Annotated in this window: 11 protein-coding genes; 2 read left to right on the forward strand and 9 right to left on the reverse strand. The window is 45.7% G+C overall.

The window, feature by feature from the left end:
* Positions 1-29 precede the first annotated feature (29 nt).
* Complete coding sequence (locus tag AC0YNZ_RS24760) at positions 30-1142, reverse strand: sensor histidine kinase (RefSeq protein WP_475829154.1); 1113 nt, start codon at positions 1140-1142, stop codon at positions 30-32.
* 359 nt (positions 1143-1501) lie between these two features.
* On the opposite strand from AC0YNZ_RS24760, the gene AC0YNZ_RS24765 reads away from it, so the two are divergent.
* Together AC0YNZ_RS24765 and AC0YNZ_RS24770 are read left to right on the forward strand one after the other, a co-directional pair.
* Positions 1502-3295 (forward strand): sensor histidine kinase, encoded by a 1794-nt coding sequence (locus tag AC0YNZ_RS24765; protein ID WP_475829155.1) that lies wholly within the window; start codon positions 1502-1504, stop codon positions 3293-3295.
* Positions 3296-3304: 9 nt separating this feature from the next.
* The gene (locus AC0YNZ_RS24770) at positions 3305-4864 is read left to right on the forward strand and encodes a response regulator transcription factor (protein ID WP_475829156.1); all 1560 of its coding nucleotides are present in this window, start codon (positions 3305-3307) and stop codon (positions 4862-4864) included.
* A 92-nt stretch (positions 4865-4956) separates the two neighbouring features.
* On the opposite strand, the gene AC0YNZ_RS24775 is transcribed toward AC0YNZ_RS24770, so the two are convergent.
* The 8 genes from AC0YNZ_RS24775 to AC0YNZ_RS24810 all read right to left on the reverse strand — a co-directional run bounded on the left by AC0YNZ_RS24775 (position 4957) and on the right by AC0YNZ_RS24810 (position 17019).
* A complete protein-coding gene (locus AC0YNZ_RS24775) occupies positions 4957-5784 on the reverse strand; it encodes a carbohydrate ABC transporter permease (protein ID WP_475829157.1) in 828 nt (275 codons plus the stop codon).
* Complete coding sequence (locus AC0YNZ_RS24780) at positions 5781-6662, reverse strand: carbohydrate ABC transporter permease (RefSeq protein WP_475829158.1); 882 nt, start codon at positions 6660-6662, stop codon at positions 5781-5783. The genes AC0YNZ_RS24775 and AC0YNZ_RS24780 overlap by 4 nt, the downstream gene beginning before the upstream one ends.
* Positions 6663-6728: 66 nt before the next feature.
* Entirely contained in the window at positions 6729-8060 is a 1332-nt protein-coding gene (locus AC0YNZ_RS24785) for an ABC transporter substrate-binding protein (RefSeq protein WP_475829207.1), read from the reverse strand.
* A gap of 225 nt (positions 8061-8285) precedes the next feature.
* On the reverse strand, positions 8286-10982 hold the full coding sequence (locus AC0YNZ_RS24790) for an alpha-L-rhamnosidase (RefSeq protein ID WP_475829159.1): 2697 nt from the start codon (positions 10980-10982) through the stop codon (positions 8286-8288).
* A 241-nt stretch (positions 10983-11223) separates the two neighbouring features.
* Positions 11224-13533, reverse strand: coding sequence for an alpha-L-rhamnosidase-related protein (locus AC0YNZ_RS24795; protein ID WP_475829160.1), 2310 nt, complete (start codon positions 13531-13533; stop codon positions 11224-11226).
* 30 nt (positions 13534-13563) lie between these two features.
* Positions 13564-14451, reverse strand: a complete 888-nt coding sequence (locus tag AC0YNZ_RS24800; RefSeq protein ID WP_475829161.1) for a carbohydrate ABC transporter permease — start codon at positions 14449-14451, stop codon at positions 13564-13566.
* A gap of 11 nt (positions 14452-14462) precedes the next feature.
* Positions 14463-15386: an ABC transporter permease gene (locus tag AC0YNZ_RS24805; protein WP_475829208.1), complete on the reverse strand. Its 924-nt coding sequence runs from the start codon at positions 15384-15386 to the stop codon at positions 14463-14465.
* 100 nt (positions 15387-15486) lie between these two features.
* Complete coding sequence (locus tag AC0YNZ_RS24810) at positions 15487-17019, reverse strand: ABC transporter substrate-binding protein (protein ID WP_475829162.1); 1533 nt, start codon at positions 17017-17019, stop codon at positions 15487-15489.
* Positions 17020-17174 lie beyond the last annotated feature (155 nt).

The following is a 17174-nucleotide window of genomic DNA, read 5'->3' on the forward strand; positions in this document are numbered from 1 at the left end:
CTTTTTTAACATACTGCTTGATACTAAAGCTATTTCTTAAAAGACAAAATAAAATTTGTTTGCACACTATTTGTAATGAAATTTATTTCTCCGTTATTCTTATGCATAATTTCATTGCAGATGGCGAGGCCGAGGCCGGTTCCTTCTTCTTTGTTCGTGATAAACGGTAAAAATAACGTATCTCTTATTTCTTTTTGTATTTCAGGACCATTATTTATGATATGAATAAAATAATTATCATTGTCTTCGTCACATAATATTCTTATTTCTTTCTCATCATGTTTATCACACAATGCATCTATAGCATTATTAATAATATTAAATAATACTTGATGTATCGCTGTTTTCTGAACTTTAAGGAAAAAATCATATTCACAACTAATTGTTAAATGGATATTTTCATTCATTATTCGTGGATTCAACAAAGAAAATATAGCTTCTATCAGCTGTAAAACAGAAACTTCCATATAGATTTCTTCGGTTATGCGGTTTTTGGAGAAGCTCAGCAACCCAGTAATTTGCAAATTAATAAGCTCAAATTCATTTTCAATAATATCCATATATTTTTCTGTTTTATCCGTAGTCCCTCTGGATAGATTTGAGCGAATCAGCTTCAAAAAGCCTTGGATTGCCGTTAAAGGATTCCGTATTTCATGCGCGATGCTGGAAGCCATCTTCCCGATCAAATTCATCCTGTCGTTATGCAGCATCTCGATTTTCGTATCTTTTTCATTCATTAACATGATAGAATTTTGCCCATATAATTCGAAAAACTTTTGTTCAAACGCTCCATTCCTCGCTAAAATCTTTTCCATGCACAATAACGCTTCTTTAGGATTTTCACTCTTTAATAAAATATGAATAAACGCAGTTTCCCAACATTTAAAAATAGCAAGCATATAAGGCAGTGTTCTCTTTTTGAGAAATACGATCTCACAATACATGGTAACAGCTTCATATACAGGATGGCTTTCAACGAAATTATTAAAATCTAACAGAAAGTCAAAATAGTTATTGGCATGTACTTCTAGCTCGGAAAATATATACGTATTGGAAGAATGATTATTTAAATATGTAAACCAGGTAGAAATTACAGTATCCTTTTGTAACTTAAGAGAAGTTAACTCTTTCTCGATAGCCATAATTCTCACCTTTTCATAATTATTCTGTATAATCTAAGCTCGTTAAGATTGGTAATTAATTACAGTATTATATTATTCTCTTATAGTCATCAAATATTTCTACATGGATCTACATTTATCCTGCTTTCGTAGCATAAAGTTGTTGGTATTTTCTTCAGCATTTATAGTACGCAATTCTTATATTCGCAGCACCCGCAAGTATGACATCGGTCTGCTGAGCTGCCAACACACCTAAATATTGTGCACTCCAATAACTAAAAATAATATACTTTCGCAGGAGTTATGATAATTATACTTCGAAAACATCTGTCACCATTCAGGGTATACTATATTTATATGATCTTAGCAGGAGGCACTGAATGAAAAAGCTGAATATCAGGACCAAGCTGTTTTTCGTGTTTATGGCTGTCTCCCTCATTCCGATCGTGATCGTAACCGTGGGTACCTATAATAACTACACCAAGCTGGTCGGCAGGCAAGTATCCCTCGTCTCCTCCAATACGATCGCGAACTCGATCGAGAGGATCGATAACATATATCAGAACATTGACCGCATCACGATAAGCTTCCAACAGTTTTCCGCACAAGCCGGTTCGAAGACGGTCGCCGATCAGCTAAACCAATTGGTCAATAAACCGAATATGGAGTCATATGACTTGTTTTTGGCCCGAAACAATATGCTCTTCTTCTTTAACAACTTGATACTCAGTAACAGCTACTTGAAGGGCATCTACATTTTCCTGCCCGACGGAAATGCGATCAGCTACGGCATCGGTACCGATCTTGTCGTCGATTATAAGCCCCTGCAAGATGAATGGTACCAAAATACACTTAAAAAAAACGGCGGCCTTTACATCAGCGACGTAGACCGTAAACCGTTCCTTATCAATGCCCAGCCTTCCCTTACATTCTCAAGAGCTCTGTACGATACGAATACCCGGCAGCTGCTCGGCGTACTGATGCTCGACTGCAGCCTCGATATTTTCAAGGGCTTGGATAAAGACATTGTGCCGAACATGACGAATATGTTCCTTGTGAACAGTAACGGAAAGATCCTTTATGATAATGCCCAAAACAGCATTGGCCAATCGTTACCTGACAACCTGCGAACATTAATAGCGAATAATCCTGACGGTACGATTCAGGAAACGCAAGGCGGTACGTTAACGGTAATTCAACCGTTTCCGGACAACGATTGGCGAATTGTCGCTTCTATTTCCTTGAATGAACTGTATAAGCAGTACGACGTATCCGAACGGCTGATCCTTTATATTGCCATTACGTGCGCCCTGATTTTCATGTTGCTGTCCGTCATTCTTTCCAGTCAAATTACGAAGCCGATCATCGAGCTCAGTAGAGTGATGCGTAAGAATAAGTCTCATCATCTCGTGACGGCCAAGAAGGAGCTGGAGCGTACGGATGAGATCGGCATCCTCTACACCGAGTACAACAGAATGATTCAGAGCCTCAACGACTATATCAAGGACAGCTATCAGAATAAATTGATCTCCCTGGACTCCCAAATGAAAGCGCTGGAGGCGCAAATCAACTCTCATTTTCTCTATAATACTCTGGAATCGATCAACAGCATCGCGGAGATTGAGGAAGTGGAAAGCATCGCCATCATGACCAAATCCCTGGGGGATATGTTTCGATACAGTATTAAAACGGATAGCGAGCTTGTTGCAGTCGAAGATGAGTTGGCTCATGTAAACAATTACTTGACCATCCAGAAGATCCGCTTTGCGGATAAAATTGATTTTCGTTTCGAAATCGATCCGAAGCTGCTGGATCTGCGCATGCTCAAGCTGATTCTGCAACCGGTTATTGAAAATGCTCTTTATCACGGTATAGAAAATACGAGAATGAAAGGTACAATCGAGATAACGGTACATGAGACGGACGAGGATATCGTCTTCGAGGTCAAGGACAACGGTGCAGGCATGTCGCCTGAGCAGCTTAATAAAATCCGGAGCGTACTGGCGGAACCTCCTAAATTCAATGAGCTGGGTCAGCGGGACAAGCGAAGCATCGGACTGAAAAATGTCCATTCCCGCATTGTATTGTATTATGGGGATCCTTATGGCCTTAGCCTTAAGAGTCAGAAGGACGCGGGGACAACCGTGCATATTCGCATTCCTAAAATTGTATAGAGGTGAGTTATGTACACGTATATTATCGTAGACGACGAGGCCCTGCTCAGAAAAGGGATGCTTAAGAAGATTAAATCCTCTGGCATTGGAGACAAGCTTCAATGCGTCGGCGAGGCCGAAAACGGCGAAGAAGGATTGGAATTCATTCAGAAGTTCGACCCCGATATCGTGTTGACGGACATGAGAATGCCCGAGATGGACGGCAAGTCGTTCCTAAAGCTGCTTCAGCAGCAGTATCCGGATAAGAAGGTCATCGTTATCAGCGGATACTCGGACTTTGAATATATGAAGGAGGCCATCTCCGCCAAGGCTGTCGGATATTTGCTGAAGCCATTCAGCCGTGAGGAAATCGAGGATACGCTCGGAAAGGCCATTCAGCTCATTGTCGAGGAACGGTCGGTCCAGCAAAAGATGGAGTACAGCGAACTTAAAAATGAGGAAATCAACTATACGGCTGACCTTCAGACGTTATGCAATATGATTCTAGGTATCCATCGCAAGGAGAAGGTTCCCTCCCTCCTCTCGGATAAACTGCAAATGCTTAAGCAGGCAGAACAGTTCCTCCTCATAACTTTTTTTCCCAGCGGAAAAGTAAAGGAGGATGTGCCTGACATTGCTGACAGACTCATTTATATTCCGCATATGCAGAACGAACACATGGGGTTCTTCCTTCTCTTCTTATCGGATCTTGAAGCTGATATGCCGGACAGTACCACGCATATTCTTAATCGGATCGAATGGCAAATCGACAACACCCAGGGCACGCCTGTAATCGGCGTCAGCCGTCCGAAGCAGTCTTTGATGCAGCTGGACGAAGCCTATCAAGAAACCATTGCAGCACTGAACAGCAGAGGCATCGGCGAAGTAAGTCCTAAGATAAGGTTCTATAACGGTGAAAAGCCAATCGAGAATCCCCTGGTATGGGAGCATATGGACGAGCTGATGTTTTTCGTGGAGGCGGGTAACTCGCAGCAAGTGAAAGATTGGACAGCCAAATTGTTTGAATTCTTTCACAGTATTCCCAACGTCACGTTATCGGAAGTGAAAACAACATGCAGAATTCTGATTGAGGACGTAAAGGGTCTAATGCGGCACTATTATGAATTGACCGGCGGATCTTCTGCTTCCTCTTCCTTCAACGCGATATTGGACGCTTCTTATGATATTCATTCCTTTCAGGATTATATGCTGCTTGTGCTTCCCAACATCGCTGACATGCTGAATGATAAAAGCGTCTATGCATCGGATAGCTTGGCCGAGAATATCAAGACCTATATTCAGAAAAACTATCATCGCTCTCTGACACTGAATAAGATTTCATCGCTATTCTTTATTAATCCGAGCTACTGCAGTTACTTATTCAAGGAAAAAACCGGCGTCAATTTCATTGATTATGTCAATATGATCCGTATCGATCAAGCTAAGATTCTGCTCGTGACATCGGATGAGAAGGTATATAAAATCGCTAAATCGCTCGGTTTCGATAACAGCAAATATTTTTTCCGGGTGTTCAAGAAGCTGACGGGCTATACTCCGGAAGCATACCGAGAGAATTTCGCACAACAATAACGAAATGGGCCTGCGACAGGATCGCGGCCTATTTCGTTTGGCACTAGATGAAGTATTTGCGTATAAAATACGTCGGGGCCGCCATATCGTGATCAGCCTTTTACGGAACCGACGGTCAAACCGCCGATGAAAAATTTTTGCAGGAACGAGAAGATAAGCAATAGCGGCAGCGCGCTGAGGAAACAAGCCGCGAACAGGACATTCCATGCTGTCGGGTTCGTTTGATCACCCAAGAAGCCCAACATCGCTAAAGGCAGAGGCGCATTTGCAGCCTTCGAAATAAAAATCATATTAAAGAAATAATCGTTCCATATCCATACCCCTTGCGTAATAATAACGGAAACGGTCACCGGAAGGAGCAGCGGGAATACAATTTGCCAAAATCTGCGAAGCAATCCCGCACCGTCAATCAGTGCAGACTCTTCCACCTCGACCGGTACGCTGCTTTTGATGAATCCCGAATATAGGAACGCAGAGAACGGAATACTGCATGTAACGAACATAATAATCGGCGTATATTGCGTGGTTGGAATATGAAGATCCTGCATCGTCTGAACGATCGGAATAATGACCATCTGGCCTGGTACAACGAGTCCAGAAAGAAAGAACAGATAGAGAAATTTGCTCCACCGGTTGTTGATCCTGGCAATCGGATAAGCAGCCATCGAAGTAAAGATAACAACCGCAATGACTGAGATTACCGTTAACACCAGACTGTTCGTCAATGCCTGCGTGAAATGCATCTTCGTAAAGGCCGCTTTATAGCTGTCCAACGAAAATTCAGAGAACAGATTTAACGGATTGGTCATATTTTGCACCGTTCGGAATGAACTGGACAAAGCTATGATAAGCGGCAATAAATTGACCAGCAGGATGACTGAAATCAGGATGTGAGAAATAGCTTGCTTGGCGACCTTCATGCCGATACCTCCCGTTTGTTCAACTTCAGAACGAAGAATGTTGAGATCACGATGATGAGTGCAAATGAAATGACAGCTAATGCCGAAGCCTTTCCAAACTGCTGCTCCCTAAATGCCATACGGAAAATATCGACGAGCAATGTGCTTGTCGCCCGGCCTGGACCGCCGTTCGTCATGATAAATGGATAGTCGAACGCTTTCAGGCCGTTAATGAGACTTAACGTAATATTAATCGTGATGGACGTTGCCAGCATGGGAAGACGGATGAATCTGGTCGTTTGCCACGACCCTGCGCCGTCAATTTTTCCGGCTTCGATCATATCCTGAGGAACAGTCTGTAATCCCGCTAAGTAAATGACAGTTGTCGTTCCAATATGTTTCCAAACATCTACTGCGGTAATCGCGTATAGCGCGGAGTTAAAACTTCCCAGCAGGTTCAGTTCCGCGCCATTCAACCCCATCAAATTCATAAACGTTGCAAGCATCCCGCTCTCCGGCATATAAACATAACTCCAGATAAACCCTACGATAATTGCGCTGAACAAAGTCGGTATATATGCAGATGTGCGATAAAGGCCAGTAGCTCGAATTTTCATATTCAGGATAAATGCCAGCCCAAGCGAAATGAGATTACTGAAGATGACGAAGACGGCTGTATAAATCAGGGTGTTCGAAAGAGATGTACCGGCAATGCCTTCCTTAAAAATATAAGTAAAATTATCTAGGCCAACAAAATTTTTATGTTGAATGAAGCCGTTATAGTCAGTAAAGCTATATTGAAACATCCTGAAGATCGGAAAAATCCAGAAAACCAGATACAGCGTCAGAGCCGGGACAACGAACAAGTACATGGTCTTCTTCATAACTGCTGAGTTCATGTTGAAACTTCCTTTCTAAAACTTAATGGAGGGGGAGCCGCTTAAGGCCCGCCCTCTTTGAATCTTTTATTTCTTCCAAAGCTCGTCAAACTTCGATTGCATCGCTTTCGTTACGTCTTCAGGCGCCGTACCCATACCGCCGATAATTTCACCGAATTTTGCCTGGAGGACATCTGCAACGCCGTTCGGCCACATTTGGTTAGCGAAGTAAATGGAGTTGCCCGATTTTTGGTACAGTTCATACGACTCCTTGTAGAGCTCATTCTTAAGCGGTACAGAGTTAAATGCGCTGATGGCAGGGTTCATGTCAGCCCATACTTTGAAGAGTTCAGAGTTCTGATCGAACCAATAGTTTATTACTTGCTTGACGGCATCCAGATTTTCACTCTTTGCGTTTACCGCCCAGCCTGCTGATGTTGAAACGGCCTGCCAAACCGGTTGGCCCTGTTCATTAGCCGGCAGCGGGAAGAAGCCCCGTTCGAATTCAACCGCGCCTTTCGCTGATAATGTCGGGAAATCCCATGTGCCGTCGAATACCATAGCCGCTTTGCCGTCAACGAACGTCTGTGTTGCTTGCGGACCGCTAAGGCCCAATGTGTTTTTCGCAATATAGCCTTTGTCGTAAAGATCTTTGTACATCGATATCGCTTTGTTCCATTTCGGATCCGTAAATTGCTGCGAGCCGGCTTTAAGCTTCGTGTCGAATTCTTTCTCTTGCGAATAGACGGTATTCGCCGCGATTTGATATACACCAAACTGAATCCACCATGGGTCTTTATCACCCATGACGATCGGCGTTATCCCTGCATCCTTCAGCTTCTGGCAAGCCGCCAAGAACGATTCCCAATCCTGCGGTGTTTCGGTGATGCCTGCCTTCTGGAACAAATCTTTGTTGTAGTAGGTACCCAGCATATCGATTCCCTTTGAAACGGCATAAATTTTGCCGTCGCTGGACATATCCTCTCTTGCTCCGGCGCTTATGTTGCTCATAAACGGAAGATCCGTAAGATCGGCAAGATAACCGGCCTTCGAAAGCTCACCTACACTTGTTCCTCCCATTCTCGGCCAAACCCGGAAGATGTCCGGAGCCTCTTGTGCAGCCAGCTTCGTCTTGATCGAGGTAATATATTGGTCGTCGGGCAGCTTCTGCACTTCCAGCGTGATGTTCGGAAATTTTTCGTGAACCATCTTCGGAAGCACATCGAGTTCGAAGTCTTGTCCATTCGCCGCTTTGTTCCCCGACACAATCATCGTTAACGTAATGTTTTTTGCAGTGTCGCCCTGCTTGCTTGTGTTGTCTTGTTTGTTCGCCGCCCCGCTCGAGCCGGAATTGCCGCAAGCGCTTAAAATCATTGCGACTGTCGCTATTACGGCAATGCCTGAAACTACCGATTTCATCTTTTTCAAATCCATCATGCCCCCTTGTAAGATATCGATAAGTGCCGCCCAGTTCTTTTGTTTGAAGCGATGTTTAACGCCACTGGGGACATTTTTATATTAACCTGTCTTCGAGTGTATTTACTTTGGCATTTGAAGTGCATTATTTTTAGATATTAAGAACGATAGCGGACTAACAATTACATGAAAAGAGACCCACCAAAGCCGGTGCGCCTCTTTCCCCCATTATCGTTGATAAGCGAAACGATAAGAGCCCGAGCCTACGGATACGCAGACTCCGTCCTCTACTTGTGAGTAGTGAAGTCCCGTTTCAGTACGCAGCTCATTCCCGATCTCCTTGACCGTATGGAATATTGCCCCCGGCAGCGTTATTTCTGCTCTCGTATTGACCGGTATGGTTGCGGTAAGTTCAATGCCCGCATCCGTTATATGCCATCCACACTCGATACTGCCATACGGAGAGGCATAGGAAACTCTTGCGTGATTGAGTTCACCCTCCGTTATTCGCGGATGAATAACAATTTTTTTATAAGCAGGTTCGCTTTCATCCATAGAAAGTCCCGCCACATATCTATACATCCAATCGCCAATGGCACCATATGCATAATGGTTATAAGAGTTCATATCATCGCTCCAGAAGGATCCGTCCGGTTTGATACCATCCCAATGTTCCCATATGGTCGTAGCACCTTTGCTAATGGAATACAACCAAGACGGATATGTTTCCTGCAGCAGAAGCTTCACAGCAGTCTCATGATAACCATTATCCGATAATGCCAAACAAAGATAAGGGGTGCCGACAAACCCGGTATCCAGATGATAATCATTGCGAATGATCAACTCGTTTAGATCATTGGCGATTAGCTTCCGGTCATTCCCTTCTACCAGTGAAAAAACAAGGGGTAAAATATGCGCCGTTTGGGTAGATGCAGCCATCCGGCCTTCCCGTGTCATAAAGTGCTCCCGGAACTTCGTTACAATCCCGTTCCATAAAGCGGCGTACATGCGGGCATCTTCCTCATAACCCAGAACGGCCGCGGCATCTCGCACAATTTTTGTTGACAAACCAAAAAAAGCTGTCGCTACAAGCTCGTTTGGCGTAGCGCCAAAGTAGCTGCCCTCATGGGCATCCAATGCCAGCCAGTCACCAAATTGGAAACCCGTGTTCCATAAACATTCCTCTGTTCCTTGCGCACGGATGAACTCCACCCACGCTTTCATACTGCCATATTGTTCGGCAAGCAGCCGCGCGTCCCCATACATCAAATACACGATCCATGGGCAAACCGTTGCAGCGTCTCCCCAAGCCGATGAGGTAAACGTTTCATCCCCCCACATGGTGGAGGTATAGTCCTCCAATGCATTGGGTATGACGTAAGGGACACTGCCGCTCGGCCGTTGGTCTGCCTTCAGATCCCTCAGCCACTTGGTAAAGAACGGTCCAATGTGATAATTGAAGGCAGCCGTACGTATGAACACTTGGGCATCCCCCGTCCATCCAAGCCTTTCATCCCGCTGTGGGCAATCCGTCGGCACATCGAGAAAATTCCCCCGCTGTCCCCATACAATATTGCGTTGAAGCTGATTTACCATTGGATGAGAGCATTCAAATGTACCGCTCAGAGCCATATCCGAATGAATGACCTCGGCAACGAAGGCATTCATTAGAATATCGTCCTGTTGATAAGGGAACCCTTCCACTTTAACGTAACGGAATCCCTGGAAGGTGAAATGCGGCGCATAGGTTTCCGTCGTGCCGCCTTTTGAGATGTATTCAACGGTCTGCTTCGCCTTTCGCAGATTGGCCGTGTAGAAGTTTCCTTGCTTGTCCAGCACTTCCGCATGTTGGAGTGTTATTTTAGTTTCTGCGGGAACATTCAAAATCATTCGTATCCGCCCGACTAAGTTCTGACCCATGTCGAGTACAATCTCTCCTGCTGGCGTACGAAGCACCTGCCTAGGATGAATATGTTGCGTAACACGAGTCGGCCAGTTCTCTTGTGCGACCAAGTGATCGACCGGATGTTGAATAGCTATGGTACCAGCCCATTCGTCTTCCTCCGCATATGCCTCGTTCCAGCCCGTTTTCTCCAGACGAGCATCATAAATTTCGCCCGCATATAATTCAGAGAGCAAAATCGGTCCGGTAGAAGACTTCCAGGAGGGATCAGTCCCGATCCATTCCTCGGAACCGTCAGCGTACTGGATACAAAGCTGCAGCAGCATCGCCCTCCGGTCGCCGTATATATTTCTTTTACTCAGCCATGTTAACTCACCCTTAAACCAGCCGTCACCGAGAAGCACACCCATTCCGTTCGCTCCGCTCTGAATCTGCGAAGTAACATCATAGGTTTGATATTGGTGACGGTGCTCATAGCTGGTCCATCCCGGAGCGAGGAGTTCATCGCCAACTCTTTGTCCGTTAACGTATATCTCATAGACCCCTGCTGCTGTCGCATAGATTCGTGCCGAACGAATACCTTCCTGTGCTTCGAAACGTTTGCGAAGCATGAATACTTCTTTCGCGTGAGGGTCATACACTTCCGGGTCCGGGGTGATCCACGCCGCCTTCCACTCCTTTGGCGAGAGAATTCCCATCTCCCACCACGCGATGTCACTCCAATCCGATTCCCTGCCGAAATTATCCCATACTTTAACCCGGTAATGATAACGGCAGCGGGATTGAAGCAGCGGTCCGGCATATTCGACCTGAATGGATTGGTCCGACTCCACACGACCCGTATCCCAGCCCGGTGATTCGAATTCAGCTTCAGAGCCGGTAACCTGCAGTCTGTAAGCTGTCTGTCCCGTCCCTCTCAACTCCGAAACGAGCTGCCAACTGAATCTGGGACGAAGCACATCCGTTCCCAGCAGCTGACTCCTATACTCACACGTTAAAGATGATGTACCAAGTATTGTCAAGTCGTTTTCCTCCTCTATTGTTAAGCAATGCAACTTCGGAACAATCAAGATTTCCCTAAATGAATCATAGAAAATAGATAATTCTATATTAGCTTGTCGAAAAGTGGATTATGTTTAGCCGTTTCGGTGCACTATCTTTAGAATGCGATACAATCAAACTGATCATTTGTTTTGATTCAGAGTGATCGGCCTGTTATACGAGCAAAAGCCGGATCCTCAATAAGATCCGGCTTTCCTATTTCTAGTGTACAACCTTTATCCCTTCCGATACCTCGACCGTGAGATTGATGCTCCCGCTGTCTGCCTTTTCCCAACTTACCTTGACCAGACCCTTCGGCGTCATTACTTCACCTCTCGCCCAGGATAAATAGCCTGGAGTCGGGCTTACCCGGATGCTCGCGTAACCTGGTTCTGCAGGCTGCACCCCAAGTACGATGGCCGGCAATTCATAGAGAATCAAAGATCCCCATGCATGACAGTCGCTTCGTTCGGTCACGTCATCTTCTACGCATGTCGTCAAATTGTTCGCCAGCATCCCTCTCCATAAAATCCATAGCTCATCGGTTTTATGATAAAGGCCGACCTTCTCCACAGCACGGAAAAGGTAGTACGCCATCGCAACAGAGCACTTCGCTAGGGTCTCATCCGACAATGCAATTTCCATCAATTCCTTCGCTTTTGTTCCGCTTACTACATCGGTCAATACCGCAAACACCTGAGCATGCTGGCTGTATTCGTCCACGCCTGGACCATCCTGAATCAAGCCGTCTCTGCCGACGCAGCATGCGAGTACCGCCTGCTTAATGCTTTCCGCTTTCTTCAAATAGCTTTCCCTGAGGTCGTGTCTGTCCATGTAACGGGCCAGATCCGCCGCAGCCTGAAGCCCCATCCGATATAAGAGAGAGTCGAAGGTAACAGGTCCCTTAGATATGGCATTCGGCACGCCGGTATTCCATGTGGCTACCCAATCGACGAAGGACCAGTAAGGGTTCCCCATCCCTCCTTCGGACGTTCTTGCCGTCAACCCCGTTTCTTCCAAACGCCGGTCGAAGAACTGAAGGACTCTTTCGACGGAAGGCATATACTTCTCAACCAGCTTCTTGTCGCCAAAGTACATCATGTGGTCATGGATCATAAGAATATAATAGATGGCGAATCCGGGAATGACGTTAGGCCCGGTAGACGGATAACAGCTGTTAGTCAAACCGTCATAACGCTGGGAACGGAAGAAATCATCGATACACTTTCTTGCCAAACGGTCATCGGCTGCGATGTTATACGTAAACAGGATTTGGGATCGCGAATCCATCGCATATTGAAGCTGCTCGTAATACGGACAATCCTCGTAAGTTTCATGCATGCAGAGGCGCAAGGTTCGCTCGCTGATCTCCCAAATGCCATGCAGGGTTTCGTCGGACGTCTCTACTTTGGTCCGCACTTCAAGCGGATAACCGGTTTCCCGGTAACCCAGCCTTAAGAAGGTTAAAGGCTCGTCTCGTGTTTCCACAGTGACCTGTACAAAACGGAACGTACGAAACCAGAACGGCTCGTACTCCTCCGGCCGCTCAAGCGTACCGAAGCCGCCGACCCGATAGGTGTCCGGCGCACCTTCCAGATGTCCGTGGATATAATCGGTCCGGTCTCCCTTCGCCGGAGCAGGGAGGTGCCCTTTCTGGTCTTTGGACGGATACACATAGGACTCCGAGCTGAGAATTGACACCAGTGCTCCTCTGCCGCCGGAATATGCCGCTTCCAGAAAACCGGTTACTTCGTACCCCGCGCTGATCTCGATAACAGACTTCGTGTTAGGCGGAATTGCTACGCCGCCAACCCCTTCAATCAATTTCTTCCACTCATCTACATTCGTTTCCGTCGTTCTTGGGCACACCACGCTTTTGAATCTGCTCGGTTTTTCATACATCAATGGAATCGGTCTAGGGGTCATCCCGCCCGGACTGATCGCTTTTCTAATCTGAACGTCCAGATAAGCCTTCGTTTCCGCCCAGCCGCCGTCGTCAAAGCCGGCTTCCTTCCATCCGAATGAGCGGCTATTTCCTTCTGCAGTTTCCACGATATAGAGCGGGTCGAAATATGGATTTACCTTCCCCAGTTGAATGCGGTCGTCATAGAAGCTCTTCCACGTCTCATCTGCTCCAAAGGAAAGCCAGCTTCCATCAGCGAGCTCGATGGTTCCATCCAGGTAAACCCCCGGCATATCCGTTCTCCAAACGGAATGGTTACCCTCTGCATGTTGCTGAGGGTAACGCAGAACGACAGCTGCAAATACATTCACACCTTGCCGAAGTGCTGATCCAACCTCCACTTCATCATAAAACCAGACTTGATTGTCCCCTTTACATGGCCCTTGAGCAACCGAGATTCCGTTAATATAAAGACGATATCTGGAGTCTGCGCTCATTCGAAAAAGCGCCGATCTGACATCCTGATTCAGTTCGATTTCTTTCCGAAAGTACAGAAACGAAGCGCTGTCCCGATCAAATGACCCGGCCGTCCAGATCCAGTTGCTGTTGCTGAAAACCGGCTGATCCATCTTTAACTCCCCTTTGGAAAACAATTTATGCTATCCTTTAACCGCGCCAATGGTAATTCCCTTTACAAAATACCGTTGGAAGAAAGGATACATGACCAGAATGGGCAGCATACCCATGACAGCGATCGCCATTCGGATGCCGGTACTAGGCATCTCTGTGTTAACCTTCTGACTTACGGTGTTTGTGCTAAGAAACTGGATGTTGGACAGGATTCGGTTCAGTAAGTTCTGCACACTGAAGAGATCCGGGTTCGTCACATAATACAATCCATTGGTCCAATCATTCCAGTAATTGATCCCGATCATGAGCCCAACCGTCGCCATAATCGGCAGCGAAAGCGGAAGCACGATCTGAAAGAATACTTTATACTCGCCAGCTCCGTCCATTTCCGCCGCTTCGATCAATTCCGGTGGAATATTGTTGGCGAAATAATTTTTCATGAGAAGTACGAAAAAGGCGTTCATCATCAAGTTAGGCAGGATTAAGGCGAAAATGGTGTTTTTAATATTAAAAACACTGGTCCACATCAGATAGGAAGGCACCAGCCCTCCGTTAAAAAGCATGGTGAAAAACACAACAAAGGAGAATACGTTCCGTTTGGAAAAATCTCTTCTCGATAGCGGATAGGCAAGCATGGATGTCAGCAGCAGCGCTACGCTTGTGCCGACAGCGGTAACAAAAATTGTAATTCCGTAAGCTCTCAGTAGCATGCTGCTTTGTTGGAACAAGTACTCGTAAGCGTTCAAGCTGAACTTCTCGGGAAAAAAGGAGTAACCATTAAGTGTCAAAGTCGCTTCGTCCGCAAAAGAGGAAATCACAAGCAGCAGAAACGGCAAAATACTTGCCAATGCCAATATCATTAAAATGAAGTTAATGCTGATTTGATAAACAGATCGCGTATTGAATAGCTTACTCATTTCTCCACCTCCTAAAAAAGCGCGTTATCTTTATCTAATTTCCTGACAATAAAATTGGCTAGCAAAATCAGTATGAACCCAACCACGGATTGGTACGCTCCTGCGGCGGAGGACATTCCGATGTCGTTCAACTGCAGCAATCCTCGATACACGTAAGTATCGATTACACTGGTCGTACTGTAGAGTACGCCGGAATTCATCGGGATCTGGTAGAACAAACCGAAATCGGAATAGAACATTGTTCCTATGGACATCAACACCAATGTAATAATGGTAGGTTTTAGCATAGGTAAAGTAATCGAAATGATCTGTCTCCACTTTCCAGCCCCATCGATTTCCGCAGACTCATAAAGAGATCTGTCGATGCCAAGAATGGAAGCGAGATAAATAATGCAGGAGTAGCCCAAGCCTTTCCATAGGTAGATAAACGTCAGGATAAAAGGCCAATAAGAAGGCTCCATATACCAGGAGATAGGATCTATACCGAAGAAAGGCAAAATCGTTTTGTTGATTAAACCCGTGTCCACACTTAGAAACGCGTAAGCGATATACGCGATAATGATAATAGACATTAATTGCGGCAGAAGCAGAACCGTTTGATAAAACCGGGACAGAAGCTTCCTGGACAACTCGCTTAACAGAATGCCGACCGTTATGCCGGCCGTGGTTCCAAGTATAATAAACGCCAAGTTGTACAATATCGTATTTCGCGTAATGATCCATGCATCGGAGGTGCTGAAGAGATACTTGAAATTCTGAAACCCTGACCAATCGCTTTGAAAGATACCTTTTGAGTAATCGATGCTCTTAAAGGCAATAAATAGACCGGTCATGGGGAAATAGTTATTGATAAGCAAATACAATAGCCCAGGCAACATCATCACATACATCGGAATCATGCTTTTTCTTTTCTTGATCGTTGTATTCAAAGCAATCCTCCTCCTTCCTCTTGTGCGTTCTGGATAAAATAGGGTACAAATATGTAACACAAGTCTGCATGCCGGTTACATACTTGTACCCTAAGAGAAGACTCGTTTACTTCTGATTTGCAGCAACCCAAGCGTTGAGCTGCTCCTGTTTCTCCGCAATGATCTTATCGATTCCCGCCGTTTTCAGCTTGGAAATCAATTCCGGCAGGTATTTGTCCGGATCCAGGCTTCCGGTATGGAGCCCCGGCCGGTATTGAGAAAGTACATTGTTTACATTCGCGATCTCCGTCTTCACCTTCGAACTGTCATAAGAGAACCCGAGCGCGATCGAGATAGGTGCGGTCTTATTGTTTTCGGCGAGAATGTTATAGTTATTCGGGTCGTTACCTTCCCATACATGGGCAATCAACTGATTCCCCATTAACCAGTCTTGGCCGAAGCCATAGCTGGTATTGCTCGCGTCGACACCGCTTGGGTAGCCAATCGTTCCGTCCTGCTTCTTCTCGTAGTGTTTGCCCTCGATGCCCCAGTCCAGCAAGTTAACTACATCTGCGTTCGTATAGGTCAAATTCAGGAACTTCATTGCCGCTTCCGGTTTTTTGGAAGTTACGGGAATCGTCCAAGTCAGACCTTGAATGGCTCCCGAAGTAATCAGTGGTTCTTGCAGCTTCTTGGTCACAAATGGATGTCCGGTGTTTCTTGCCAACTGAGCATCCAATCCCACTTCACCGTTACTAAATTCAGAGAATCCCTTGCCTGCCTTTAGTAAGCTCACAGCAGTCTCGGTTGTTGTTGCTGCATCTTTCAAGATATATCCCTTTTGATACCAGTCTCTGATCGTATTTAGGAGCGACTTGTATTCCTCTGTCTCATAGAAATTGACGACGTTGAAATTATCATTGCCAAGAAGCACACCTATACCGTCACCCAAGGCATCGTAATTCGATTGAAATAACAGAGCGCCAGGCGCCAATGAAACATCGCCTGCACCGAATGGAATGAGCATGGACATTTTCGGTTCCTTTTGGGATACTACCTCATAAATCTTGGCGATATCTTCAAGAGTATTCACGTTGTCGATACTTAAACCATATTTGTCAAGAATGTCCTTTCTCATTGCAATATTGGGAACAGCCGCTTTTCCGTTTCCAAGGGTAACCCCGTAAATTTTCCCGTCAACCATAGTCCCTTTCAAGAAGTTCTCCCCAACCGCAGATTTGATTCCTTGACCGTGGGAGTCAATCAATGCCGTGATATCCAGCAGTTGCTTCTGGGCGACCATGGTATTGAAGTTGCCCATTGACGGCATGAGGTCAAGCTTTTCCCCGCTAGAAATCATCAGATTGACTTGTTGGTCCCAGTTTCCGCCGTTGATTGGCAGCAGCTTTGCTTTCACGTTAATTTCTTTGATCGAAATTTTATTGACCTCGTCCTCAATCAACTGTATATCCGTCGGTATGTTTCCGTATATGGGATAGGCATATACGATTTCTTCAGGCTTAGCGGTACTTTCCGATTCTTGTGTCGGGTTTTCACCGGTATTGCTGCCGCTATTGTTGCCACCATTCCCGCCCGAGCAGGCCGATAAAAGCAAAGCGACAATCGCCAACACAGTAATGATTCTGCTTTTCTTTTTCACCTTGATCTCCCCTTTGTATGCGATTACCGTACAAACAACCCGTGATGTAATATTTAATCAGGTTCTCTGTGACAGCTTACCGCTATTATATAAGCATTTCCGTCTGTTTCTCTTTAACTCCTCAGACCTACATTGGACGGTTTCCGACCATATCC

The organism is Paenibacillus sp. J2L1-98 (assembly GCF_056269405.1).